Source organism: Soehngenia longivitae, assembly GCF_004684055.1.
Classification (GTDB): Bacteria; Bacillota; Clostridia; order Tissierellales; family Tissierellaceae; genus Soehngenia; species Soehngenia longivitae.
The window spans coordinates 44,973-71,358 of sequence record NZ_SRIB01000004.1 but is presented as its reverse complement, the minus strand read 5'-3'; the positions used below and the strand labels follow the sequence as shown (position 1 = coordinate 71,358).

28 protein-coding genes are annotated in these 26,386 nt (G+C 31.4%); 26 read left to right on the top strand and 2 right to left on the bottom strand.

What is annotated here, in order from left to right:
* Positions 1 to 103 precede the first annotated feature (103 nt).
* Together E4100_RS04075 and E4100_RS04070 are read left to right on the top strand one after the other, a co-directional pair.
* Positions 104 to 301, top strand: a complete 198-nt coding sequence (locus E4100_RS04075; RefSeq protein WP_135270767.1) for a cold-shock protein — start codon at positions 104 to 106, stop codon at positions 299 to 301.
* 73 nt (positions 302 to 374) lie between these two features.
* A complete protein-coding gene (locus E4100_RS04070) occupies positions 375 to 1,121 on the top strand; it encodes a peptidylprolyl isomerase (RefSeq protein ID WP_135270766.1) in 747 nt (248 codons plus the stop codon).
* 50 nt (positions 1,122 to 1,171) lie between these two features.
* Here the strand turns inward: E4100_RS04070 and namA are convergent, their stop codons facing one another.
* Positions 1,172 to 2,188: an NADPH dehydrogenase NamA gene (gene namA / locus E4100_RS04065; protein ID WP_135270765.1), complete on the bottom strand. Its 1,017-nt coding sequence runs from the start codon at positions 2,186 to 2,188 to the stop codon at positions 1,172 to 1,174.
* A gap of 182 nt (positions 2,189 to 2,370) precedes the next feature.
* Here namA and guaD point away from each other — a divergent pair, with 182 nt between their 5' ends.
* Entirely contained in the window at positions 2,371 to 3,627 is a 1,257-nt protein-coding gene (guaD, locus tag E4100_RS04060) for a guanine deaminase (RefSeq protein WP_135270764.1), read from the top strand.
* Between the two features lie 66 nt (positions 3,628 to 3,693).
* Complete coding sequence (locus tag E4100_RS04055) at positions 3,694 to 5,358, top strand: PucR family transcriptional regulator (RefSeq protein ID WP_135270763.1); 1,665 nt, start codon at positions 3,694 to 3,696, stop codon at positions 5,356 to 5,358.
* 32 nt (positions 5,359 to 5,390) lie between these two features.
* Here E4100_RS04055 and E4100_RS04050 read toward each other — a convergent pair whose 3' ends face one another.
* Complete coding sequence (locus E4100_RS04050) at positions 5,391 to 6,086, bottom strand: cyclase family protein (RefSeq protein ID WP_135270762.1); 696 nt, start codon at positions 6,084 to 6,086, stop codon at positions 5,391 to 5,393.
* Between the two features lie 206 nt (positions 6,087 to 6,292).
* Between E4100_RS04050 and allB the strand changes: the two genes are divergently transcribed.
* From allB to E4100_RS03940, 22 genes are all read left to right on the top strand, one after another.
* Positions 6,293 to 7,891 (top strand): allantoinase AllB, encoded by a 1,599-nt coding sequence (gene allB / locus E4100_RS04045; protein WP_245196356.1) that lies wholly within the window; start codon positions 6,293 to 6,295, stop codon positions 7,889 to 7,891.
* A gap of 50 nt (positions 7,892 to 7,941) precedes the next feature.
* Positions 7,942 to 8,553: a cysteine hydrolase family protein gene (locus E4100_RS04040; RefSeq protein WP_135270760.1), complete on the top strand. Its 612-nt coding sequence runs from the start codon at positions 7,942 to 7,944 to the stop codon at positions 8,551 to 8,553.
* Between the two features lie 50 nt (positions 8,554 to 8,603).
* On the top strand, positions 8,604 to 9,161 hold the full coding sequence (locus E4100_RS04035) for a UbiX family flavin prenyltransferase (RefSeq protein WP_135270759.1): 558 nt from the start codon (positions 8,604 to 8,606) through the stop codon (positions 9,159 to 9,161).
* A gap of 4 nt (positions 9,162 to 9,165) precedes the next feature.
* The gene (locus E4100_RS04030) at positions 9,166 to 10,515 is read left to right on the top strand and encodes a UbiD family decarboxylase (RefSeq protein ID WP_245196355.1); all 1,350 of its coding nucleotides are present in this window, start codon (positions 9,166 to 9,168) and stop codon (positions 10,513 to 10,515) included.
* Positions 10,516 to 10,531: 16 nt separating this feature from the next.
* Positions 10,532 to 10,795: a BMC domain-containing protein gene (locus E4100_RS04025; protein ID WP_135270758.1), complete on the top strand. Its 264-nt coding sequence runs from the start codon at positions 10,532 to 10,534 to the stop codon at positions 10,793 to 10,795.
* A 12-nt stretch (positions 10,796 to 10,807) separates the two neighbouring features.
* Entirely contained in the window at positions 10,808 to 11,047 is a 240-nt protein-coding gene (locus E4100_RS04020; protein WP_135270757.1) for a hypothetical protein, read from the top strand.
* Between the two features lie 2 nt (positions 11,048 to 11,049).
* Positions 11,050 to 11,415, top strand: coding sequence for a BMC domain-containing protein (locus E4100_RS04015; RefSeq protein WP_135270756.1), 366 nt, complete (start codon positions 11,050 to 11,052; stop codon positions 11,413 to 11,415).
* Positions 11,416 to 11,694 (top strand): BMC domain-containing protein, encoded by a 279-nt coding sequence (locus tag E4100_RS04010; RefSeq protein ID WP_135270755.1) that lies wholly within the window; start codon positions 11,416 to 11,418, stop codon positions 11,692 to 11,694. It begins immediately after the preceding gene.
* A 17-nt stretch (positions 11,695 to 11,711) separates the two neighbouring features.
* Positions 11,712 to 12,458, top strand: a complete 747-nt coding sequence (locus E4100_RS04005) for a hypothetical protein (protein WP_135270754.1) — start codon at positions 11,712 to 11,714, stop codon at positions 12,456 to 12,458.
* Positions 12,455 to 12,718, top strand: a complete 264-nt coding sequence (locus tag E4100_RS04000; RefSeq protein ID WP_135270753.1) for a EutN/CcmL family microcompartment protein — start codon at positions 12,455 to 12,457, stop codon at positions 12,716 to 12,718. The genes E4100_RS04005 and E4100_RS04000 overlap by 4 nt, the downstream gene beginning before the upstream one ends.
* A 25-nt stretch (positions 12,719 to 12,743) precedes the next feature.
* The gene (gene ade / locus E4100_RS03995) at positions 12,744 to 14,552 is read left to right on the top strand and encodes an adenine deaminase (protein ID WP_245196354.1); all 1,809 of its coding nucleotides are present in this window, start codon (positions 12,744 to 12,746) and stop codon (positions 14,550 to 14,552) included.
* 73 nt (positions 14,553 to 14,625) lie between these two features.
* Positions 14,626 to 15,927, top strand: coding sequence for an NCS2 family permease (locus E4100_RS03990; RefSeq protein WP_135270752.1), 1,302 nt, complete (start codon positions 14,626 to 14,628; stop codon positions 15,925 to 15,927).
* 70 nt (positions 15,928 to 15,997) lie between these two features.
* On the top strand, positions 15,998 to 16,846 hold the full coding sequence (locus tag E4100_RS03985) for an FAD binding domain-containing protein (protein ID WP_135270751.1): 849 nt from the start codon (positions 15,998 to 16,000) through the stop codon (positions 16,844 to 16,846).
* Position 16,847: 1 nt separating this feature from the next.
* Positions 16,848 to 17,333 carry a (2Fe-2S)-binding protein gene (locus E4100_RS03980; RefSeq protein WP_135270750.1) on the top strand — a complete coding sequence of 162 codons (486 nt, stop codon included), beginning with the start codon at positions 16,848 to 16,850 and terminating at the stop codon, positions 17,331 to 17,333.
* A complete protein-coding gene (locus E4100_RS09530; protein ID WP_135270749.1) occupies positions 17,308 to 18,537 on the top strand; it encodes a xanthine dehydrogenase family protein molybdopterin-binding subunit in 1,230 nt (409 codons plus the stop codon). The genes E4100_RS03980 and E4100_RS09530 overlap by 26 nt, the downstream gene beginning before the upstream one ends.
* 20 nt (positions 18,538 to 18,557) lie before the next feature.
* A complete protein-coding gene (locus E4100_RS09525) occupies positions 18,558 to 19,556 on the top strand; it encodes a xanthine dehydrogenase family protein molybdopterin-binding subunit (RefSeq protein WP_135270748.1) in 999 nt (332 codons plus the stop codon).
* Positions 19,553 to 21,259, top strand: coding sequence for an adenine deaminase (ade, locus tag E4100_RS03965; protein ID WP_135270747.1), 1,707 nt, complete (start codon positions 19,553 to 19,555; stop codon positions 21,257 to 21,259). Before E4100_RS09525 ends, ade (E4100_RS03965) begins: the two co-directional genes overlap by 4 nt.
* A gap of 14 nt (positions 21,260 to 21,273) precedes the next feature.
* Positions 21,274 to 22,785: a methyl-accepting chemotaxis protein gene (locus tag E4100_RS03960; RefSeq protein ID WP_167792068.1), complete on the top strand. Its 1,512-nt coding sequence runs from the start codon at positions 21,274 to 21,276 to the stop codon at positions 22,783 to 22,785.
* A gap of 1 nt (position 22,786) precedes the next feature.
* Positions 22,787 to 23,389, top strand: a complete 603-nt coding sequence (locus E4100_RS03955) for a nucleotidyltransferase family protein (protein ID WP_135270745.1) — start codon at positions 22,787 to 22,789, stop codon at positions 23,387 to 23,389.
* A gap of 40 nt (positions 23,390 to 23,429) precedes the next feature.
* Entirely contained in the window at positions 23,430 to 24,353 is a 924-nt protein-coding gene (ftcD, locus tag E4100_RS03950; RefSeq protein WP_135270744.1) for a glutamate formimidoyltransferase, read from the top strand.
* Between the two features lie 108 nt (positions 24,354 to 24,461).
* Positions 24,462 to 25,820, top strand: a complete 1,359-nt coding sequence (locus E4100_RS03945) for a GTP pyrophosphokinase (RefSeq protein ID WP_135270743.1) — start codon at positions 24,462 to 24,464, stop codon at positions 25,818 to 25,820.
* Between the two features lie 57 nt (positions 25,821 to 25,877).
* Positions 25,878 to 26,369, top strand: a complete 492-nt coding sequence (locus E4100_RS03940; protein ID WP_135270742.1) for a ferritin-like domain-containing protein — start codon at positions 25,878 to 25,880, stop codon at positions 26,367 to 26,369.
* Positions 26,370 to 26,386: the final 17 nt, after the last annotated feature.

Below are 26,386 nucleotides of genomic sequence, written 5' to 3'. Positions count from 1 at the left end.
GAGTAACAATAATTCGGTTTACCTTTTGTGTGTATAACTAGAAATTTATTGTTTTAGGTTACATGAATTAAAGAAATATTAATAAATTTTTGGAGGTTGTACAATGAAAGGTACAGTAAAATGGTTTAACGCAGAAAAAGGTTTTGGTTTTATTACTACTGAAGAAGGCAATGATGTTTTTGCACATTATTCACAAATCAAGAAAGATGGTTTCAAAACATTAGAAGAAGGCCAAGCAGTTGAGTTTAACGTAGTAGAAGGTCAAAAAGGATTACAAGCTGAAGAAATAGTTATAATATAATTAAAGCTTCTAAAACCTCTTAGATATCTAAGAGGTTTTCTGTTAATTAAAAATAATTATTTGGAGGATAGCTATGTATAATGAGAATGTTGTTGCTATTGTAAATGGCAAAGAGATAACTACAAATGACATATTGAAATTCTTAAATGAAATGAATCCACAGACTGCGGCACAATTTCAATCCGAAGAAGGCATTAAAAAGATCATAGAGGAACTAGTCAATCAAGAACTCCTTTATTTGGATGCTATAGAAAATAGCTATGAAAACGATTTAGAATTTAAAGAAGTTTTAAAAACTGTTAAAGATAATTTGTTAAAAGGATATGCCTTTAATAAGATTGTAGATGGAGTTAAAGTGACAGATGAAGAGATAACCACATACTACAATGAACATTTAGAGATGTTTAGAAAACAGGAGACAATGAATGCTAGTCATATTCTAGTTGAAGATGAAGAGAAAGCATATGATATCATAGATATGATAAATGAAGGATTGGAGTTCGAAAAAGCTGCAGAACAATATTCTACTTGCCCTTCTAAAGAAGTAGGTGGCAATTTAGGAGAATTTGGAAAAGGCCAAATGGTTCCTGAGTTTGAGAATGCTGCTTTCAATTTGGAAATTGGAGAAATTTCAGAGCCAATTAAGACACAATTTGGCTATCATATTATTAAAGTAAATGAGAAATTTGCGGAAAATGTTTATTCTTTAGAAGAAGTTAGAGATGAAATTGAAAAACAATTATTAATGGCAAAACAAGAAGAAAAGTACTTAAATAAAGTAAATTCACTAAAAATTAAATATCCCGTTGAAATACTATAGCTATAAAAATAAGTCACAAATAGGTGGTAAGCCCGTTTGTGACTTATTTTTTATTTATATGCTCGTAAATATTGTGGGGGATATTGAATTTTAACATCAGATGAATTTGCATTGTTTAAAACCCAATTCGGATTTCTCAATAGTTCTCTTCCTAAAGCAACTAAATCTGCCCTATTATTTCCTAATATCTCTTCGACTTGTTCAATATTTGTTATTAATCCAACAGCAATAGTAGGTAAGCCTGTTTCTATTTTAAGATATTCTGCAAATTTAACCTGGTACCCAGGGAATATATTTATATGAGCTAAAACAAGCCCTCCTGAACTTACATGTACGATATCAATTAGATCCTTGATTTGATTTATAATATCTTTCATCATATAAACGTCAATACCATCTTTTACATAATCGCTCGCTGATACTCTTAATATAATCGGTCTATCATTAGGCCAAACTTGATGCACAGAAATCAGTATTTCTTTGAGTAATTTAACCCTATTGGTTAAGCTCCCACCATATTCATCACTCCTATGATTAGTTATTGGAGAAAGAAATTGATGGATCAAATAACCGTGGGCTGCATGTATCTCTAATGCATCATAATCTGCTTCTAAAGCTCTTATCGCAGCTAATTTGAAAGATTCGACTACTGTCTTTATGTCATCAATTGTCATTTCACGTGCTACTTTATAGTCATCATTGAAATTAATAGGAGAGCACGATATTATATCTTCATTTTTAACTCCACATTTTCTCCCTGCGTGAGCAAGTTGAATAGCAACTTTTGAATCATGTTTCTTGATACCACTTACTAATTCTTTTAGTCCTTCTACTTGATCATCTTCCCAAATTCCCAAGTCGTTTTCTGATATTCTCCCTCTTTTTTCTACGCTCGTGGCTTCTTGAATTATCAGACCAACTCCTCCTATAGCTCTCGAAATGTAATGAACTTTGTGAAACTCATTTACGAAACCACTGTCGTCACTTGAGTACATGCACATAGGGGGCATTACAATTCTATTTTTTAAAGATAGATTACTTATTTTTATTGGTTGAAAAGTTAACATTATATCACCTCTTGTAATATATACCACAATAATACATAAATTATCACCAAATAGTTTAAATATGATAAAATAATATTTGATGCTAAGTTTGTTTTGTAGTAGATATACATACTATGATGATATTAAAGAATATATAATATATAATAATTGTAACAGTCAATAATAATTCAAGGAGAGAGATTATGAAAAAAATATTTAAAGGGGATATTATCTATACTAAAAATTCAAATTCGTTTGAAGTTCACAAAGATTCATATCTCGTTGTAGAGGATGGAGTGGTAAAAGACATATTGCATTACATAGAAAGTATTCCAAGTGATTACGAATATTTAGATTATACAAATAAATTAATTATTCCAGGATTTGTTGATATTCATCTTCATTCATCTCAGTTTTTAAACATGGGTTTAGGTATGGATAAAGAACTAATACCATGGTTAAACACATACACATTTCCAGAGGAAGCAAAGTTTAGAGATTTAGAATATGCCAAAACAGCATATACTAAATTTGTATCTGATCTCATAAACAAAGGGACAACCAGCTCAGTAATCTATTCAACAATTCACAAAGAAAGCACAATGTTTTTAATGGATTTATTGGATAAGGCTAAATTAAGAGCATATGTTGGGAAAGTAAATATGGACAGAAATACAATTGATGAATTATGTGAGAACACCAATTATTCTATTGAAGAAACTGAAGAAATAATATTGAGTTCAAAAAGTAACAGAGTAAAACCTATTATTACACCAAGATTTGTGCCATCCTGTTCACCTGAATTGATGGAAGGGTTGTCAAAACTAGCTATTAAGTACAATGTACCAGTTCAATCGCATTTAAGTGAAAATACAAATGAAGTCAAGTGGGTTAAGGAATTGCATCCTGATATTGAGAACTATGCTAGCGTTTACAATAAGTTTGGGTTGTTCGGGCAAACCAAAACTGTAATGGCTCATTGCATATACACTTCTGATGAAGAAATTGAATTGATGAAAAAGAATGGAGTTTTTGCTGCTCATTGTGCAATATCTAATTTCAATTTATCCAGTGGCATAATGCCTGTTAGAAAATATTTAGATTATGGTGTAGATGTTGGTTTAGGGAGTGATATTTCTGGCGGAAACACTTTAAGCATACCCCAATCAATAGTAAGTACAATTCAAGCTTCTAAGATTAAGTGGTTAGAATCTAATAAGGAATTATATCCTCTTTCATTTTCTGAAGTCTTTTATATGGCAACTAAAGGTGGAGGTAAATTTTTTGAACACGTTGGTAGTTTTGAAAGAGGTTATAATGCAGATTTATTGATAATAGATGATAGTAATTTATCAGACATTAACAAATTTGATGTTTTAGATAGACTACAAAAGTACATCTATTCAGGAAATGAAAATAATATTATAGGAGTATATGTAGATGCTGATAAGGTAAGCTGATAGACTTCTACTTATCGCTGTGCTATACTTAAAAAAAAGTATAGAAAATTAAGAGGTGGTAGTAATATGCCTAGGCAAAATGGTATTAGTTTAGAAGATGTTTTAAACTTACCTTTGATGAGTAAATGTAAATTGATATCAGGTTTTAAAGGAATAAGAAATACTGTTTCTAGAGTGAATATAATTGCAGACCCAGACATTTTTGATTGGGTAAAAAGCGGAGAACTTCTATTGACTACTGCTTATTCTTTCAATAAAGCTGATAAAGACTATCAAAAAAGTATAATATTAAATGCTAAAGAACAGAACTTAGCTGGTATTGGCATAAAAATATCTCCTTACTTGACAAATATGAGTGATGAAATATTAGCATATGCAGAAGAATTAAATTTTCCAATTATCGAAATAGATCCTTCTTTACCACTATCTGAAATTCTTATGGAGGTTATGAAACAAATATACAATAAGCAAACATCTCTCCTTGAAAGGATCGAGAAAGCTCATGAAAAGTTCATGGAAATAATGCTTGATGGCAAATCGATGGAAGATGTTTTAGATGTTGTTTATAACAATATTAAAAATCCAGTTGCGCTTAAAATGAAACATCAAGACGTTGCTTATGAGTTATTTCAAGATATTCCAGAGAACACGACAATAGATTTAAAGAAAGATTTAAAAAAATTTTCCGATAATAGCATTAATTTTAGATCCAAAAAGATGTATGAAGATAAGGTTATTATATCAGGTAAGTATGTCGATAGAATGGCTATTCCAATAATATTAAAAGAAGAGGTACATGGATATATTATATCTTGGTCTATCAATACTCCACTTGGAGGATTTGACTTATCCATTATGGAATCAGCTTCTACAATTATTTCATTATTTATACTTCAAGAGTTAAATGTAAAAGAGGTAGAAATAAACTATAGATCAGAATTTTTTGAGGATTTAATTTCATCTGACACGAAGAGAAAAAGGAAAGCACTAGACAGAGCACACTTTTTCAATTTAGCGCCTAATGATTATTATGTTGTAGAAGTTATGAGTTTTAAATTTCCTAACTTAGATAATGAAGATGATGATTTTTTATTTGATTATTTGAGAAAACATTCTAATCAAGTAGTCTCATCTATTGAGGAAGCTATGAAGAATTTCTACTTAAATGGCATAGTATCAACTAAACTAAATGGGATACAGATACTATTAGAATTTGTTAATACTAACGATTATAAGAAAAAACTCAATGATTTTAATTTAAATATATATGAAGCTATAAAGAAAAGACTAGATAATGTAGACTTGAGAATAGGTGTTGGAAGGATATATCGAGGATTGGATAATGCGAATAAGAGCTTTTCTGATGCTTTAAGGACTATAAGAACTGGTAAAGAGTTAACGAATAGGACAATAATAACATATGAAGAACTTGGAGTGTTTAAAATACTTTGTCAAGATTCTTTAACTGAAGAATTATATGATTTTTACAATACTACTCTTAAACCACTTGTAGATTACGATGAAAAGAAATCTACTGAACTGGTAAAAACTCTTAATTGTTATTTTGAATGCAATGGAAATTTAACAAAAATGTCAGAAACCTTATACACGCATTATAATACTATTCTATATAGAATTAATCGCATACAAGAAATAACAGGAACTAATTTAAACGATTCAAATGATAGGCTAAATCTTGAAATTGCGTTGAAAATAAAACAAATGATATAAAAGTATTTTATTAGAAGAATAAGACTTAAGTCTTATTCTTCTAATACAGCGATAGCTCTAATTGGAGAACCGGAACCATCTCTGATTTTTAATGGTAATCCAATATAAAGAAATCTCTTGTTAACTAACTTGTCGAGGTTACATAAATTTTCAGTATTTGTTATATCGTATTCTGCACAGATCATATGACCTGAAAAATTTATATCATCTGGTGTCAAATCAATGGCAGGTGAATCAACTCCAATATTTATAACTCCACTTTCAGCTAAAAACTTTGCAGCTTCATAGCTAAGGCCGGTATATTGTTTTTGGTAGTTTTCGGTACCGTAAAAACGGTCATAATGGCCAGTATAAAGTAATACAATGTCATTCTTTCTTATTTCTTGTTTTGATTTTTCCAAAGCTTTTCTTAAATCTTTAACTTCAATATAATCTGGATATGTTACACTGCTTAAGTCTAAGCATATGGCAGAACCAAAAAAGTAATCTAAAGACATCTTATCAATAGTCAAAGCATTTTCTTTAAATTCACTTATTCCGTCACTATGTGTACCACAATGTTCACTGATAAGTAAATTTCTTGCTGAAAACCCCAACGTTTTACTCCCCGTTTCCATCATGTTTTCTTCATATGTCATATTGGTCATAATAAAAGTTTTTTGGTGCATTGGAAAAATTGACATTCCTTGAAAAATCTCTTGGGATAAATCTACAATTTTAAGGGCCATAAAATCACCTCTTTCATATGTTAATAATATTATATGATATTTATTTTTTTTATCTATATAAATGTTTTACAAATCATTATAATAAATCAACAAAGTAAAAATATATTATACTGTTTTTATTATAAAAATTTATTAAATATTCACAAAGTTTATTATATGTAATTGTGATAGTATAAATATGTAAATATATTTTAGGAGGGATTATGATGTATGATGTAATTATCAAAAATGCAAGAATACCACAAGCAGATGAAACTACATTGACAAACATATTGGTAAAAGATGAGAAGATTGCTGGGTTTATTGATAACATCGACGGAATAGATGCGAAAGAAATAATTGATGCAAATGGTCACTTGACATTACCTGGATGTATTGATTCACACACACATTTTATGTATCAAGGGTTTCCTCACAGAGAAAATTTTCTAACAGGTACTGCTTCTGCAGCTGCTGGAGGAGTGACAACAATTATTGATATGCCTTGTTGTTCTGTGCCATCAGTTAGATCAGTAGAACAATTAAAATTGAAGTTAGATGCTGTCAGCCCGCAAGCTCTGGTAGATTTTGCATTTTGGGGTGGGGTCACTGGTGAGGATGTTAGAAACGGGTGGCTACATAATGTTGAAGAACAAGCAGAGTATGGCGTGGTTGCATATAAAGCCTATATGACACCTTCTGTTCCAACATATCCTAGAGTTGATGATCCAGAGATGCTAGAAGCATTCACAGAAGTTGCAAAGACAGGATTACCTATAGGGATTCATGCAGAAAATTATGCTATGTGCGATTATTATGTAAAAAAATTACAAAGAGAAGGAAGGACAGATGGGCCAGCATGGGCTGAAGCAAGGTTAGAACTTGCTGAAAAGGTTGCTATAGAACTAGGAATTAGCTTTGCTGAACATACAGGTGCTAGACTCCATATAGTTCATATGAGCACAGGAATAGGCGCAAAATTGATTGGTGAAGGTAAGAAAAGAGGACTCAATGTAACAAGTGAGACATGTCCACATTATTTAACCTTAAACTATCAGGAAGCAATGACAAAATACGGTCCATTAGCTAAAATTGCTCCACCTCTTAGAACTAAAAAGGACAATGAAGAGTTATGGGAGGGTTTAAGAAACGGCAGCGTTGATTTTATGGCTACTGACCACGCTCCCTACGAGTTAGAGAGTGAGAAATTTAGCAAAGGAATGAACATATGGACATCTTTCCCTGGGATTCCTGGTGTTGAAACGATGGTGCCAGTATTAATTAGTGAAGGCTACAATAAAGGTAGATTATCATTAAGTAAATTAGTAGAAGTATTATCAACAAATGCAGCAAAACATTATGGAATTTATCCTAAAAAGGGAGCAATGAATATAGGCTCAGATGCAGATTTCACAATCATTGATTTGGATAAGAGATGGAAAGTTGATCCTAAGAAACTTGCTTCAATGTGTGGATATACTCCTTTGGAAGGTATGGAACTAAAGGGTAAAGTTGCTAAAACTATTTTAAGAGGGACTTTAATTTATGAAGACAATGATGAAAGCGAATTAGCAAAAATGACTGATGAAGATTTACAAAGAATTGTTCACAATTATCCTGAAGGATTAGAGGAAAGATACAAAGACATATTAAAAGAATATCCACACTTGCATAGTAAAGAATATGAAAACAGTTACAGGAAAAACCATCCAGAAGTAATTGATAAGCACATAAGAGGTATAAGAGGTATAAAAGTAAAACCGGGATTTGGTCAATTTGTTAAGAGACAAAGCATACAGGTGCTTCCAAGAAGATTGACTTTTTAATATATTATTGAATAAATCTCTAAACTAAAATATAATGGAGGAAGAATAAAATGGCTAAACACGCAATTTTAGTAATAGATATGCTTAATGATTTTGCTGACCCAAATGGAGTTTTGTATTGCCCTAATAGCAGAAAAATAATACCTACAATGCAAAAATTATTTAATTGGGTAAGAGAGAGAAATAAAAATGGAAATGATGATATTCAACTTATTTTCATCCAAGAAGCTCATAGAAAAAATGATGCTGATTTCAAAGTTAGACCAGTTCATGCTGTAAAAGGTACATGGGGCTCTGATTTTATAGATGAATTAAGACCATTAGAAAATGAATACATTGTACAAAAAAGAAGACATAGTGCATTTGCTCACACTGACTTAGATTTATATTGCAGAGAAGAAAAAATTGATACAATTGTCGTCACAGGAACATGGACAAATGTATGTGTTAGAAGTTCTGCTTCAGACGCATTGTATTATGCTTATAAAGTCATTACTCTAAGTGATGCAGTACAATCTAAAACTGAAGAAATGCATCAATCTGGATTAAGAGATTTGAGCATATTTACAAAAGTTATGACAGTTGATGAATATATGGAAGCGTGGGATAAAGGACTTGATCCATGGGAAGGTGGAGGAGACAAAGAGAATAAAGTTGAATAACTAAGGCGAGCAATTGCTCGCCTAGTATTTAAACGAAAGTGGGGACAGAAATGCGCGTTATAGTTGGAATTACAGGAGGAAGCGGAGCTATATATGCAGTATCTTTACTTAAAGCATTAAAAGAACTGAATATCGAAACACATTTGGTTGTCTCAAAGATGGGGGAATTCGTTTTAAAACACGAATGCGATTTAAGCATTGAGGAAATATCCAAATTAGCAAATTATTATTATAATAATGATGACTTTAGAGCTCCTATTGCCAGCGGATCATTTAAAGTAGATGGAATGGTTGTTGTACCGTGTTCAATGAAAACTTTGTCTGCTATTGCTAACGGATATTCTGACAGCTTATTAACTAGAGCTTGTGATGTAATTATTAAAGAAAGTAAGAAATTAGTGTTGGTTCCACGTGAAACGCCTTTAAGCCCTATACATCTAGAGAACATGCTAAAACTTAGTAAACTAGGGATTAAAATATTACCCCCTATAGCTAGCTTCTATAATCATCCTAGCACTATCGAAGATATAATTATACAGTTTACTGGTAGAATTTTAGATAATTTAAATATTGAGAATAATTTAGTAAACCGATGGGATGGGAGGTGATATTGTGGAAACACAAATGCTTAGAGCAACTCTGGAAAAACTTAAAGCTTCAAAGGATATGCTCATATGTCAGCAAAATGTATCTTCTGAATATGAACTTGGAGCTATATTAAAACATTTCAACAATAAAACACCTATTTTATTTAATAGTGTTGATGGAGCTAAAAAAAGAGCAATAGGTGGTTTATACGGGGATAGGAATATAATATATAATTTAATGGGAATAGATAAAGAGACGCGAATTGATAAATTTATTAGTGCGTTGGTAAATCCAAGGGATTACAAGATAGTCAATGATGGACCTGTCAGAGAAAACATTGTCAAGCATAACATAGACTTAAAAAGGTTTTTTCCTATTCCTAAATTCAATGAAAAAGATTCTGCAAGATACATAACAGCAGGGGTATTAGTTGTTAAAGATAAAGAAAAAAACAATTATTACACCTCCATAAGAAGATTCCAATATCTAGGAGGCAATAAACTATCGGTATTAATTGCATCGAAGAAATTAATGAACGATTTTTTAAAAATGGAAAAACAAAATGAATCCATGGAAGTTGCAATAGTACTTGGATATGATGCTGAATTTCTATTATCAAGCCAATATAGCACAGATTTATATGGTGTTGATAAATATAGAATAGATAGTGCATTAAGAGGTGAACCGTTGGAGCTCGTAAAATGCGAAACCGTCGATTTATTAGTTCCAGCTTATTGTGAAATAGTCTTGGAAGGCAAGATCATATCAGGTAAAAGAGAACCAGAAGGACCATTTGGTGAATTAATGGGATACTATGGCATTGAAAAACCACAGCCTGTTATTGAAATAAATTCAATAATGTATAGAAACGACCCTATTTTTCAAATTGCTTTTCCTTGTAGAGAGGAGCATGTTTCTAATGGGCTGATTAGGGAGATTGAACTATACACAAATTTAAATAAGATTGTAGATGTATCAGATGTATACGTGACAGAAGGAGGAGGATATAGGTTCAATGCTGTAGCTTCAATTAAAAAACACAACGATGGAGATGGAAAATCTGCAATAATATCAGGGTTAGGGTATAACAGCGAATTAAAACAAATAGTGATTGTTGATGATGATGTAAATATTTATGATCCTCAAGAAATTGAATGGGCGATAACAACTAGAGCACAAGCAAGCAATGACTTTGTCATCATTAAATCTGCACTAGGGTCAGCTTTAGAACCATCACATACGATAAGCGGTACATCTGACAAAGTTGGGATAGATGCTACAAAACCTATAACAGGAGATATAGAAAGATTTGAAAGAACAAAGATACCAGGATATGATAAAATAGACATAAATAAGTACTTTCCAACTATATAAATAAGAAGGTGATTAAATGTTACAAGCCATGGGGATAGTTGAAGTTAAATCCTTAGTCGGAGCGATTGAAGCTGCTGATGCAATGTTAAAGGCAGCTAACGTAAATTTAGCAGATTTTCAAATTGTTGGTTCTGGGATAGTATGCGTTACAGTAACTGGTGACGTAGGTGCAGTAATCGCATCTGTAGAAAGCGGGAAAGAGCATGCGCAAAAGATTGCTGAGATAATATCTGTAAATGTGATTCCAAGACCACACGACGAAGTAGGAAAGATTATATAGGCGGTGAGATAGGTGGTAAATCCATTAGCGAGAGTCATCATGAGCAATATGACAAAAGATAATTTGATAGACAAAAGTCCATCAGAAAGCATAAGAAATACTGATTTTCTAGAAGCTAAAGATGAAAAAATAATAAGAGATTTAATTAAAGGCAACACAAAGCAATTTAAAGTGAATGAAGAATCAGAAAGCGTTTTATCAGAAACTATTACATTAGAACAATTGGCTGATAAACAAGTTAGGGAGGAATAATAATGGAAAATGCCCTAGGACATATTGAAACATTGGGACTTGGAACTGCAATAGCTGCTTTAGACGCTTCGTGTAAAGCTGCTGATGTTACATTGATTGGATTTGAGAAAATAATAGGAGTAGCACAAGGTGTTGGAGTAAATATCCAAATAGCAGGTGAAGTGTCAGCTGTAAAAGCTGCTGTTGAAGCTGGTGTTGAGGCTGGGAACAAAGTTGGCAGAGTTATTTCAAGCAATGTAATTCCTAGACCTCATGAAGAAGTAGATAAATTGATAGAGAAATTCAAAATATCTATAACTGAGGATAGTTTATTAGAGGGTAAAAATAATAAACCTGAAAAAAAAGATATTAAAAAGGAGGAAAAATAAATGAGTCAAGCACTAGGTATGGTAGAAACAAAAGGGTTAGTAGGAGCAATTGAAGCTGCAGATGCTATGGTTAAAGCAGCAAATGTAACAATAGTAGGATATGATAAGATTGGATTTGGATTAGTTACAGTAATGGTAAGAGGAGATGTAGGTGCTGTTAAAGCAGCAGTAGATGCTGGAGCAGAAGCAGCAAGAGCAGTTGGTGAGTTACATTCCGTTCATGTAATACCAAGACCACATGCAGAGGTAGAAAGAGTCATTTTATCAAAATACGAGTAACCATTGGAGTGTTTTAGATGCCAAAAGACAATTTGGTCTCAAATATTTTAAATCAAATAGGTTATAAACTAAGTACTGAACAACCTAATGGATTAACTAAAAATATATTGGTTGCTATAAATGGAGCTGATGCTAATTTAGAAAGAAAACTTTCTAATATATACTCCCATTTTTCAAAAGAATATAACTTTATTTTGGGATATTCTTTCACTGCCTCAAAAATCTTCGACAAAGGGTCTATAAGTCAAATACTAAAGCCAAAATATGTTTTTACTGAAGAAAGTTTATTTGATCTTAATGAAAATATAAAACTATTTGATTTATTGATTTGCCCAAACATAACTATAAACACACTATCAAAAGTGGTATCTGGAAATATAGATACATATATTTCAAATGTTATATGGGCTGCTCTTTATTTTAATAAACCTGTTTATATAGATTTTGAGAATTGCAGGAAGTTTATGTCACATGAAACCAAAAATAAAGTTATGAGTAACCAAGTTGTAGAGAAAATAAAAGAGATAATAACCATGGGAGCAGTTGAGATTGAGTATCCTACGTATAATTTTAAAAATTCAAAAAACAAAATATTAGTAAATGACATTCAATCAAAGATAGTGTTAACCGATAAAGATGTTGATGGAATAAATAAAGGAGAAGAGTTGCATTTGCCATATGGAAGCATTATAACTCCTCTTGCTAAAGATAAAATAAGGGAAAAAAACATTAAAATTGTTTTTGATCTGGAGGCTAAAAAATGAATTTAGGGAAAGTAGTAGGAACTGTAGTAGCTACTAGGAAAGATGAAAAATTAATAGGAACTAAGTTGATGTTAACTCAGCCTCTAAATATTGATTTAGAACCAATAGGGGAAGCTATTATAGCTGTAGATACTGTAGGGGCGGGAATTGAAGAATTGGTTATTTATGTAAAAGGTACAGCAAGCAGAATTGCAGCTAGAAAAACGGATTCACCAATAGATGCTGCTATTGTTGGAATTGTAGATGAAATATCAAAGTGATTAAAATCATTAGGTGGTGAACCGAGTGTATACAGACTATTTAAAAAAATCATTAGAATACAGAAAAATGATAGATGTTTTGATGGGTAAAAATTTTGCTGATTTAGTTTTATTAAATGGCAATGTAATTAATGTTATAACTAAAGAGATTTATAAAGCAGATATAGCAATAAAAGGCAAATATATTTTGTTAGTAGGTGATTGTAGTAGCCTTATTGGGCCAAATACAGTAAAAGTAGATGTTAAAGATAAGTATTTATCACCAGGGTTTATAGATTCTCATATGCATTTTGAATCTAGTATGCTTACAATTACTGAGTTTTCAAGATTGTCTATTCCATCGGGGACAACAACTCTTGTAGCTGATCCTCATGAAATTGGTAATGCGTTAGGCCCAGTAGGTATAAAAGCTATGGCTGACGAAATAGATAATGTACCAAATAAAGTTTTTTTGGTAGTACCTGCTTTAACTCCAGATAGTCCAAGCCTAGAGACGGCTGGATGCGATATAAATTCTAAAGACATGGAAGATTTACTAAATTATAAACATATAATTGGAATTGGAGAACTACAAGGGTTTAGCAATGCTAGACATGTTTTTAATAACACACCTGAAATAATAGATGATTTGTTGTCATCAACTATGTATGCAAAGTCTAAAAACATGGTTGTTGATGGGAATGCTCCAGAATTATTTGGAAATGAATTAGCTGCTCATATTTTAGCTACTGGTGGAAAATGTTCATGCCATGAAACAACAACAAAAGAAGAAGCAGTTGAGAAATTGAGACAGGGAGTATATCTCTTCATGAGAGAAGGATCAACTCAGAAAAACATGAGTGAATGTATAAAGGCTGTAACTGAAGAAAATATGGATTCTAGAAGATGTATACTTGCTACAGATGATATGTTAGCAAATGATTTAGAAACACTAGGTCATATGAATGAAATAATTCGTCGTACAATATCAGAGGGAGTAAGCCCAGTAGAAGCTATACAAATGGCTACCATAAATCCCGCTACATATTTTGGACTTTCAGAAGTCGGGTGTTTAGCTCCTGGGAAACATGCAGATATCGCAGTAATTGATGATTTAAACAATATGAATGTATCAGCTTGTTTTATTGATGGCAAATTAGTTGCTATCAATGGAAAAATGATAATAAACATTCCATCCTATACTTACCCTGATAGTGTTAAGAACTCAGTTAAAAGAAATCATATAAGTGAAAAAGATTTAGAGATACGTACTGAGGAAAGTCAAAAGAAGGTAAGATGTATAAAATTGATACCTGATCAAAATCTTACAGGGAAGTACGAGCCAATAATCAATGCAAAGAATGGTATTTTATTGCCAGACATGAACAACGATATACTTGAAATTGCCTGTATAGAAAGATATGGTAGAAATAATAACATTGGGAAAGCATATGTCACGGGTTTCGGATTGAAAAATGGAGCTATAGCAGAATCTGTCGCACATGATACTCATAACCTAATAGTAGTTGGAACAAACTTAAAAGATATGGCTACTGCTATAAATGCCGTTATAGACATGGGCGGCGGTTTAGCAGCATCTCAAAATGGAAGAATTATTTCACAACTAAGATTGCCAGTTGGTGGATTAATCACTGATGAATTAAATGGACATCAAGTTAGTGAAAAGATTTATGAAATAGAAAAGATTGTCAGCGAACAATTGCATTGCATTGTACATTCTCCATTTATGCATTTATCTTTCTTAGCATTATCCACCTCGCCAGAATGGAAAATTACAGATAAAGGGCTAATTGATGTAAACAATTTTAAAGTTCTATCTCCTATTGCTGAATAAATTTTAATATATTCAAATAAGTACGAAAGGAGGAAATTTATTATTAATTTATTATTATAGAGGGGGAGTGCACATGGAAAATAGTTTTCTTGAGAAGAGATTTAAATTAAAAGAAAATGGCACCGATGTAAAAACTGAACTTATTGCTGGCTTAACTACTTTCATGACGATGGCTTATATTTTAATAGTTAACCCTAGTATCCTTTCTGAAGCTGGAATGGATTGGGGTGGAGTTTTCACTGCAACAGCTTTATCATCATTAATAGCATGTATTGCAATGGCCCTATTATCTAATTATCCGTTTGCTTTGGCACCAGGGATGGGTCTGAATGCTTTTTTTACTTATACAGTGGTTTTTCAGATGGGAAAATCATGGCAATTTGCTTTAACAGCTGTTTTTATTGAAGGTATAATTTTTATCATCCTGTCATTGTTTAAAGTCAGGGAAGCAATTTTCAATGCTATTCCAATGAATTTGAAAAAGGCAGTTTCAGTAGGAATAGGACTGTTTATTGCACTAATAGGTTTTGTCAATGCAGGAATAGTTACAGCTAACGGTGGCACAATTATAGGGTTAGGGGACTTGTCGTCTAAGGGTGCAGTATTGTCGATCATAGGAATTATTATAATGGCTGTATTGTCATATAGAAAAGTCAAAGGTTCCTTGCTAATTGGTATACTATTGACCACAGTTATTGGTATATTCATGGGAGTGGCTAAACTACCAACAGGTATCCTAGAATTACCACCTTCCTTAGTACCAGTTGCATTTAAGTTTGAATGGAACAATATTTTAACTTTTGATATGTTGATAGTAGTATTCACATTCTTATTTGTAGACATATTTGATACCGTAGGTACATTGATAGGCGTTTCACAAAAAGCGAAGTTATTAGATGAAGATGGTAAATTGCCAAAAGCTAGTGAAGCTTTACTCGCTGATGCTATAGGCACAACTGTTGGAGCTTGCCTAGGTACAAGTACTGTAACAACATATGTGGAATCTGCCTCTGGAGTATCAGAAGGTGGAAGAACAGGGTTGACGTCTTTAACAGTAGGTTTAATGTTTTTAGTAGCATTATTTTTCTCACCGATTTTTAGCATAATACCTTCGCAAGCTACTGCTCCTGCATTGATACTTGTAGGTTTAGCTATGATGAGTCAAGTTGGAGAAATTGATTTTCATGATTATACTGAGGCTGTACCAGCATTCTTAACTATAGTTATGATGCCATTTGCATATAGCATAGCACAGGGAATAGTTTTTGGGATGGTTTCATATGTTCTAATTAAGACATTAACTGGCAGATACAAAGAAGTATCTGTTGTTATGTGGATTTTGGCAATATTATTTATACTAAAAGAAGTAATTTGACAATTGGCATATTAAAAGCTGCTTCAATTTTGAAGCAGCTTTTAATAAAAGAACAAGAGGAGTGAATACCTTGAAAGTTTATAAATCTAATTCTGTAGAAGAAACATTAGAGATATTAAAATCAGCACCTAAATCGAAAATAATATCTGGGGGAACTGACCTTATTATTGAATTAAGAAACCATAATAGTGATGTTGACTATTTAGTTGACATTTCATCAATAGAAGAACTAAAAAAAATTGAAAAAGTTAATGATGAATATATAATTGGCAGTGCAGTACCTTTTTCAGATATATTAAACTTTAAATTTCCTGATAATTTAAAAGGATTTGTTAATGCTTTAAATCAAATAGGTTCTCCTCAAATAAGAAATAGAGGAACTATAGGGGGAAATCTTGCAAATGCATCCACATCAGCTGACTCTGCTCCAGTCTTATTGGCTCTTGATGCTAAAGTAGGTATTTCAACAGGTGATTTTGAAAAAGAAGTATCAATGACTGATTTTTATGATTTTATAGGTGAAGGGCTATACCATGGAATAATAACGTATATTAAATTTAAAGAAATTCCTTTAAATTCTTATCTGAGCTTTGAAAAATTAGGATATAGAAAATCACTAGCAATATCAAAATTATCTATATCAACAAATATAACTTTGAATGAAAATTTTGAAATAGAAAAGATTTTTGTTGCAAGTGGGGCAATTGGGAAATACCCAATGAGAGAGTATGAAGTTGAGTCTAAAATTATTTCTCAGCCTTTGAATGAAAATATTATTCAGTTAAGCATTGAAACAATGAAAGAAATTATATCAGAGAGGCTCAAGGGAAGAAGTTCATTAAATTATAAATTATCTGCTATTGAATATGTGTTAAGATCTTGTTTAGAAGAGTCAATTCAATACTTTAAGAGGTGCTAAGATGATTAATTTAAAAATAAATGTAAATAATACAGATTATGAAATTGAAATAGACGAAGAAAAAAGACTCATTGATTTATTAAGAGATGAATTAAGATTAACAGGCGTCAAAGAAGGATGCAGTGAAGGAGAATGTGGAGCATGTTCTGTAATTCTAGATGGGAAGCTAGTAAATTCATGCTTAATAATGGCATTTCAAGTAAATGATAGTAAGGTTGTAACAATAGAAGGCTTAAGTGAAGGAGATAACATAAATTACATTCAAAAAGCATTTATTGAAGCAGGTGCAGTTCAATGTGGTTACTGCACGCCTGGAATGATATTAGCTGCAAAAGCTATTTTAGATAAAAACCCAAATCCTTCACGTGAAGAAATACGCATGGGTATTTCGGGGAATCTTTGCAGATGTACAGGCTATGAGAAGATAGTAGAAGCTATTGAACTTGCAGGGGGGTACTTAAATGGAACTAAAACATATAGGGAATAGTATAGATAGAATTGACTCATTAGCAAAGGTGACTGGCAAAGCTATGTATCCACAAGACTATTATGTCGATAATATGCTTTATGGGAAAACTTTAAGATCGATATATCCTTTTGCAAAGATCAATATTGATACGAGAGAGGCACAAAATTTACCTGGCGTTATCAGAATTTTCACTCATAATGATGTCCCTAACAATGCTCATGGTGTGCTTCACAAAGATCAATTAGTATTTTGCAAAGACATAGTTCGAAGAATAGGTGATCCAATTGCATTTGTAGTAGCTGAAACTGAAAAAATTTGCGAAGAAGCTATTGAAAAAATAAAAGTTCAATATGAAATTATGAAACCAGTTTTGGATCCGATTGAAGCTATGAAAGAAGATTCTATTAAAATTCATGGAGATAGCAATATTGTATATCATTTTAAATTGAGAAAAGGGGATGCTTTAAGAGCTTTAGAAGAGAGCTATTTTGTTGCAACCAACACATATAAAACTCATAGTATAGATCATGCCTTTTTACAACCTGAAGCAGGTATTGGCTATTTGGATGAAAATGGTAATATAGCAGTAATTGTTGCAACTCAATATCCTCATTATGACAGAGAGGAGATTGCTTATTGCTTAAATCTACCAATAGAAAATATTAGAATCATTAATTCAAATGTTGGAGGGGCTTTTGGCGGGAGAGAAGATATAACTCTTCAGGTTCATCTAGCTTTAGCGGCTAAAACATTGAATAGAGTTATAAAATGTGTCTATTCTAGGGAAGAATCATTTTTGGCTCATAGCAAGAGACACGCTATGATTATGAATTATTCTACAGGAGTAGATAAGGAAGGCTACCTGACTGCTGTTAAGGCTGAAATAATAGGAGATACTGGAGCTTACGCATCGTGGGCAGACAATGTCTTAAGAAAGGCCGGAGTTCATGCAACAGGTCCATATATTGTTCCAAATGTTATGGTAGATAGTTATGCAGTATATACAAATAACCCATATGCTGGTGCAATGAGAGGTTTTGGGGCAACTCAAGTTGCTGTAGCCTACGAGCAGCAAATGGATATTTTAGCACGTGAATTAAAAATGAGTCCAGTTGAAATAAGACTTAAAAATATATTAAAAGTAGGCTCTATAACTTCTACGGGTCAATTGTTAAATAATAGTGTACCATTAGAAAATTGCTTAAGAAGTGTCACTGAATAATTTATGAGCGAGGGAAAATCATGATAAAAAGAGGAAAAGGCTTAGCTATATCATACTATGGCACTGGATATGGCAATGGGTATCCAGATGTATCTAATGCAATTGTAAGACTAAATAAAGACGGTAAGGTTAGTATATTTGTCGGCGGTACTGAAGTTGGACAAGGAGCGAAAACTGTATTTGTACAGATTGCAGCAGAAACTCTAAATATAAACATAGAAGACATAATTTTATATAGTGAAGATACTATTAATACACCAGATGCAGGGACTGCTGCAGCAAGCAGACAGACCTATAATACTGGAAACGCAATAAAACTTGCGTGCGAAAAATTTATTGAAGAACTAAAAGCCAAAGCTAAAGAAATACTAAATTTAGATTCAACTGAAGGATTAATTGTATCTGATTCAAACGTTTACTTAAACTCAAGTAAAAACGATAAAGTTAGTTTTTTGGAAATCGCTTCAAATGTAAAAAACGGATTTTTTGAGTCTCAAGCTAGTTTTACAGCTCATACTGTAGAAATGGATGTAGAAACTGGTCAAGGTGAACCATATTGGCCTTATACTTTCAGCGCATGTGAAGTGGAGGTAGAGGTTAACACTCTTACAGGAATTGTAAATATTATACATGCTAGGTTTGCTCAGGATGTAGGAAAAGCTGTAAACCCAAGGATGATAGAAGGACAAATAGACGGAGGATTTTACATGGGGCAAAGTTATTGTTTGTTTGAAGATTTAAATATCGTTGATGGGAAAATAATGAACAATAAATATTCTAAATACTTATTGCCGACATCGATGGATACGATTGACATTGATAAAATAATCATCGAAGATCCCGAATCTACAGCGCCATTTGGTGCAAAGGGAATAGGCGAGCCAGTTACAATACCCGTGGCTCCAGCAATATTAAACGCAATATATGATGCGATTAATGTTAGGATAAATGAACTTCCAGCAACGCCAGATAAAATAATAAGTGCACTTAAAAAAGTTAAATCGGAGGATCAACTATGAAGAATTTGATAGATACATCTATGAGAAGAGAAAAAGCAGACTTTCTATTTAAAAATGCCAAAATTGTTGATGTATTTACGAATACAATAATAAAAACAAATTTTGCAGTTAAACATGGATATATAGTTGGCTTTGGCAATTACGAAGCATATGAAGAAATCGATTTATTTGATAGTTATGTTGCCCCCACTTTAATAGATGGTCATGTTCACATAGAATCCTCAAAGGTAACACCATCTCAATTTGCTAAAGCAGTAGTTCCCCATGGTGTTTTGACAGTTATTGCTGATCCACACGAAATAGCGAACGTAACAGGTATGGATGGCATTGACTTTATGCTAAAAGATAGCGAAAACTTACCATTAGATGTGTATATTATGGCACCAAGTTGTGTACCAGCAACTCCTTTTGAAGACTCTGGAGCATATATTGGAGTGAAAGAAATCGAAGAATTAATGGCAATCGATAGAGTTTTAGGATTGGGTGAAGTAATGGATTTTAATTCTGTCATAAACTGTGATCCTGAAATCTTAGGGAAAATAGAGAAAGCAAAAGAGTACAACAAAATAATTGACGGGCATTGTCCTGGAATAACAAGAGATAACTTATATGCGTATGCTTTAGCGGGAATTAAAACAGAACATGAGTGTACAAATATTGAGGAAATGACAGACAGACTAGAATTAGGAATGTATATACATATAAGAGAAGGATCGGCTGCTAGAAATTTAAGAGATTTGGTTAAAGGTGTGAATAAAAACAATATAAGCAGGATGATGTTTTGCACAGATGACAGAGAGCCTTGCGATCTTATAAACCATGGAAGCATAGATAATAACATTAGAATGGCTATTTCATTAGGATTAGATCCAATAGACTGCATAAAGATGGCAACAATAAATACTGCTCTAGTATATAATTTAAAAGATGTAGGAGCAATTGCACCAGGGTATAAAGCAAATTTTATTACATTCAATAATTTATATGATTTTAACGTAGAAGAAGTTTATAGAGAAGGAACCATAGTTGCTAAAGGCAATCAAATACTATTTGGGACACAAAATACTCCTTGCGAAAATTTAATGAATACAGTTAATATGAAAAGTTTAAATAAAAGTGATTTGACGATTGTTAAGACTGGAAATTATATGAATGCTATTAAAATAGAACCTGGCAATTTAGTAACTAAAAAAATAAAAATAAATGCCGATAAATACTTTAAAGATATTGTATCAAATAGCATATATTCAAAAATCATTGTTGTAGAAAGGCATAAAAACACCGGAAATTTTGCACTAGGCATAGTTGAAGGCTTTAACATAAAAAATGGAGCTATTGCTTCTACAGTTGCTCATGACTCCCACAATATAATAGCGATAGGAGACAATGATGATGATATTTTGCTAGCAGTAAATGAGTTGAGAAAAATCGGAGGAGGGATAGTCATAACTAGTAAAGAACAGATTTTAGGCGAATTAGCTCTTGAAATAGGAGGATTAATGTCAAATAAGCCAATAAACGAAGTATCTAATGAATTAGAGAATTTAAAGATCATAGCACATGATAATTTAGGTGTACCAGATGAAATTGAACCATTTATGACGCTGTCATTTCTTGCTTTACCTGTTATTCCAGAAATAAAAATTACTGATAGAGGATTGTTTGATGTTTTAGAAAATAAATTTATTGATTTATTCGATTGATGGGAGAGGATAATTTGAAAAACAATATAAAAATATTTACATCATTTTTAGTAGTTAGTTTAGTTAGTATATTTTTAATCACTAAAATAGATAATGTGACTTTAATTGTTGTTTCAGCCATATTCCTATCTTTTTTATTTTCATTTATTGTTTATAATTTTAGCAAAAGGCCTGATACCAAGAAAATGGAATCACCACGGTCACTAGATGATACTGAGAAATTATCAAATAACAAGGTGAATTATAGGGAACAAATTTTAGCATCTTCCAATATATATAAAATATGTGAGGAATTATATTCAATTTCTGAAGATACTACAAAAAACGCCGAGTTGATTAAATCAAATGTATCAACAATAAATGACATGACAGGGCAACAATCTGATATGTTAACAGAAACGAAACAATCTACAGATTTTATCATGCATACGCTAAAAGAATTAACTGAATCAATAAAGAATAAAACTCAATTTATTCAAGATTCGATAAGTTCTGCACAATCTAGTATGAAGAATTCAGAGATTATTAGATCAAGGGTTAAATCGTCTAATGATATGATCAAGAGTTCTACAAATAGTATAAAAAATGTAAAAGAATTTATGTTAGAAGTAAACTCATTTATAGATACGATTGAAGAAATATCAAATAAAACCAAAATGCTGTCTTTAAATGCTTCTATAGAAGCAGCGAGGGCTGGAGAATATGGTAGAGGTTTTGCAATTGTAGCATCGGAAGTAGGAAAGTTAGCAAATCAAACAGAGGTTGTCTCTTCTAAGATCTCAGATGTGATTAAAACTTTAGATGATGAGATACAAAGTATTATGGAATCAATGCTTGAAGAAATGGAGTATATGGAAGAAAATGATGGAATTATTGATAAAATCAACAGCGAGTTCAATACAATTATTGAGAAACTGAACCTTGGAAAAGAAGATTTAAGTGATATGTCATTAGAATCTGACAAATCAATTCAAAAGACAATTAATCTATTAAATGATATTGACAATATAGCAAAAATATCTTATGAGATTTCTAAAAATATGGATGATACAAATGATCAAGCAGTTAAACAAAAGGAAAAATCACTGATGCTACAAAACAAAATAAATGACATCCGCGACAATATAACTATATTACAACAAATAGTCGCAGGGGGAATTATGGAGAATAAAATGTTAGAAAAGACAAATTTTGTAATCGATTTTGTAAGAGATAAAAGGTCATTAACAGATCATGATATAGAATTTTTATTAGAGAAAACAGAAATGGATGCTATTTATATAACGGATGAAGAAGGAAATGTTATATATTCTAATGAAAAAAATTCGATAGGATTAAACTTATATCAAGCAGATAAAACATTCTTAAAATTAAAGAGTGGGGAAATGAAATATATTGCTACTCCAATCAAAAAAAGAGTAGAAGATGGTAAATTATTTAAATTTCTAAGTGTAATCGGAGATGACAAAAAACTATATGAATTAGGATTATCTTTAGATTCATTGATAAAAAACATGGAGAATTAATATGATAACTGGAATAATATTAGCTTCCGGGTTTTCAACTAGAATGAATAAAGACAAACTTATGATGAAATTAGGCAATGAATTTATTATAGAGTTTGTGCTAAAAAATGCTGTAAATTCAAAGTTAGATGATTTAATATTAATCTATAGAAATAATGACATAACTAAGCTATCATTAAATCCTGAGATTAGATTGGTATACAATGGAGAGGCTTATCATGGACAATCAGAAAGTATCAAGGTCGGTATATTAAATGCTCAAGAAAATTCTGATTACTTGTTTCTATTAGGCGACCAACCTTTTGTATTTTCAAGCATTATAGATCGAATAATAGATGAATACAATATTGACAAAGGGAAGATAATAGTCCCTTATTATATGGGACAAAGGGGCAATCCTGTAATAATTCCTAATGAATATAGAAATGAATTATTATCTTTATCTGGAGATGAAGGTGCAAGAAAGATTATTCATAAGTATAAAGACATAATTAAAAGAGTAAAATTTGATAACAGCATCTACAATTTAGACATAGATAACATAAATGATTATGAAAGAGCAAAAGAATTTTTATATAATTTTAACAATGAAGAAAGCAGATAAATATGCTAATATCAAAATATAAATACAAAGGGGCGATAAAATGTCAAAAAAATACATATTAGCAGTACCAAATTTTAGTGATGGCAGAAGAGAAGATGTTATCAATAAAATTGCTGACGAAGTAAGAAAAGTAGAAGGTGTAAAACTAATAAGTGTTGAGCCAGAATATGATTTTAATAGAACTGTATTAACAATAATCGGGGAACCAGAACCATTAAAAGAAGCTCTAATTAATATGGCTAGTAAGTCTTACGAACTTATTGACATGAGAGAACAGAAAGGGACACATCCTAGAATTGGAGCACAAGATACTATACCAGTTTTTCCATTGTCAAATATTTCATTAGAAGAATGTGTAAAACTTGCTGAAGAAATTGGCAATGAACTATTTAATAAATTTAAAGTCCCAATATATTTCTCTGGGGCAAATGCTCGAACTGAAGAAAAGAAAAGTATTTCATTTATTAGAAAAGGACAATATGAAGGATTAAAAGAATTATTGAAAGATAAAAACAATCCCGAATATGAGTTGAGAAAGCCGGATTTATCTACCGATGGTCAATTAGATGAAAAATTAGGTGCAACAATTGTGAGTGCAGATTTAGAAGGATTAACAGCTTTTAATGTATTTTTAGCTACAGAAGACATAAGCATAGCTAAAGAAATAGCAAAAGCAGTAAGAGGTCCAAGTGGTGGTTTTTCAACTGTAAGAGCTGTGGGGATAAAATTTCCAGAGAGAAGTGGAGTTGTTGTGTCTATGAATATGTTTGACTGCAACCAAACTCCATTGTATAGAACTTTCGAATTTGTAAAACAAGAGGCTAAAAAGTACGGTGTTATCGTAACAGGATCTGAAATAGTAGGACCTGTAAAATTAGATCATTTGTTAAATAATTTATACTATTATATGGGGTTGCAAGGATTTAGAAAAGATCAAATATTAGAAACGCATTTATTTGAATAATCAACTTTCATAAAAGCAAGGGGGAATTTCTTCTTGCTTTTATTTTTTTCAAGTAGCTTTCAAATTTTTATGATATAATTATATAGAGTATGTCATAGGAGGATAAATATGAAGTTGGAGCTATTTGATTTCATTGATCAAACTTTAGCCTTGATTGAGAAAGATGCTGATAAATTAAACAGAGTTGCAGAAGAATTAGAAAATTTCTTTAACAATAGTTTTTTTATCAAGGATCATTTTTTGAATGTAAATTACAGAATAAAATCAAGTGAAAGTTTAAAAGAAAAAATTTTAAGGCATAATTTTTATCTAAAATTTAAAACACCTGAGATATTAATTGAAAATTTATCTGATTTAATTGGATTTAGAATAGAATGTAGATTTCTTGAAGATGAAAAGAAGATATATCAAGATATTATTTCACTTTTTAACATTGAAAAAGAAAATGGTTATTTTACTAATCCGTTAAATGAAAGTATTTACTTAAACTTAGGTGAAAAACAACCTCAGATCCAAAAGAATGGCTTTGAGATTTACAAAATCGATGGGAAGTATATAAAGAACGATATCTCAGTCAACTTTGAATTACAAATAAAATCTATGGTAAATATCTTTTGGAGCGATATTGAGCATAAAGTATTATACAAAAATTATAATTATATGATAATTGAAGATTTTTTTAGGGATATAATGTCCTCTATAAAAGACAATTTGTCAATGATAGATAGACAATTAATGTTAATATATAATCATCTGGACATAATGAATGCTAGTGATGAAGTGTCAAAAAAATCACAGCTTAAAGCACTGCTGTCAAAAATGATTCACGATATTTACTCAGTGAACATAAGAAATGAAGTTGGGGTGATTATAGAACTAAAAAAATCAACAGATATTATTGTAGATTTCTTATTTATGAATGCAGAAGATGACAGTGGTGGGTATACTGATGAATTTCTAATAATACTAAATAGGTTAAACGAGATAGGTAATGCAGATATTAACTTTGATACCTACTTAACTTTTGAAAGAGATATACAATATGCTGATGAATTTTTAAGCAAATTTGGAAATAAGATATTGGAGATAATCAACAAAGACTTTAGATGGTTTGTATTTTTCAAGATGATATTTGATATACAAAATGGTTCAAACTGTGATGATTTTGAAGAATTCTTAAAGTATCTAGAATTAACATACATTAATTTAATTAGCACTGCGATGGAAGGCATGAAGATTAATGAAAGAGAAAAAGAAGATATAACTATTGAACTTTTAAATGTAATAGCAGATATTTTCTGTAAAAATCCAAGTATTGATTTTATTAACAATTGTACTTATGAAAAGCTATTGCAAAGGATGAGAGACTTGTTGGGTCCAATAAATAAATATGAAGAATGGTTGCAATACAAGGATCAAATTAAATTAGATATATTTGAATATGATAATTATTTTTATAATTATTAAAAATAATTAAAGATAGCCTAGCAGGGTATATATAGAATATTCTACGGAGGTGAGTGTATGTATAAAGAAGAACAAGACATCATTAAACAAGGAATTTTAAACGAAATTGAGGGTTATGAGTTTTATAAACTAGCAGCAAAAGAAATTGATGGTCAAAATAATAAAAATTCATTCCTCGAATTAGCAAATGAAGAGTTGAAACATGTTGAGTATCTTAAAGATTTGCTCAAAGAAATGGATAAAGACGATACTGAAGACATTGATTTATTGAGTTTGAAAACAATAGACTCTCCTGGAATATTCACATGGGATAAAGTTGATAACGACTTTCTATCACTTGCCATATCAGTATACAGCATTGGAATACAGATGGAGAAAGATTCAATCGAGTTTTATGAGCAGGCAAAAAATAAAACCGAGTATAAAGAGGCTAAAGATCTTTATGATTTATTAATTAAATGGGAAAAAGTACATTTAGAACAATTTACTAAACAATATGATTTATACACCAAAGATTGGTGGTCACAACAAGGGTTTGCACCATTTTAATACTGGCAGGGGACCCC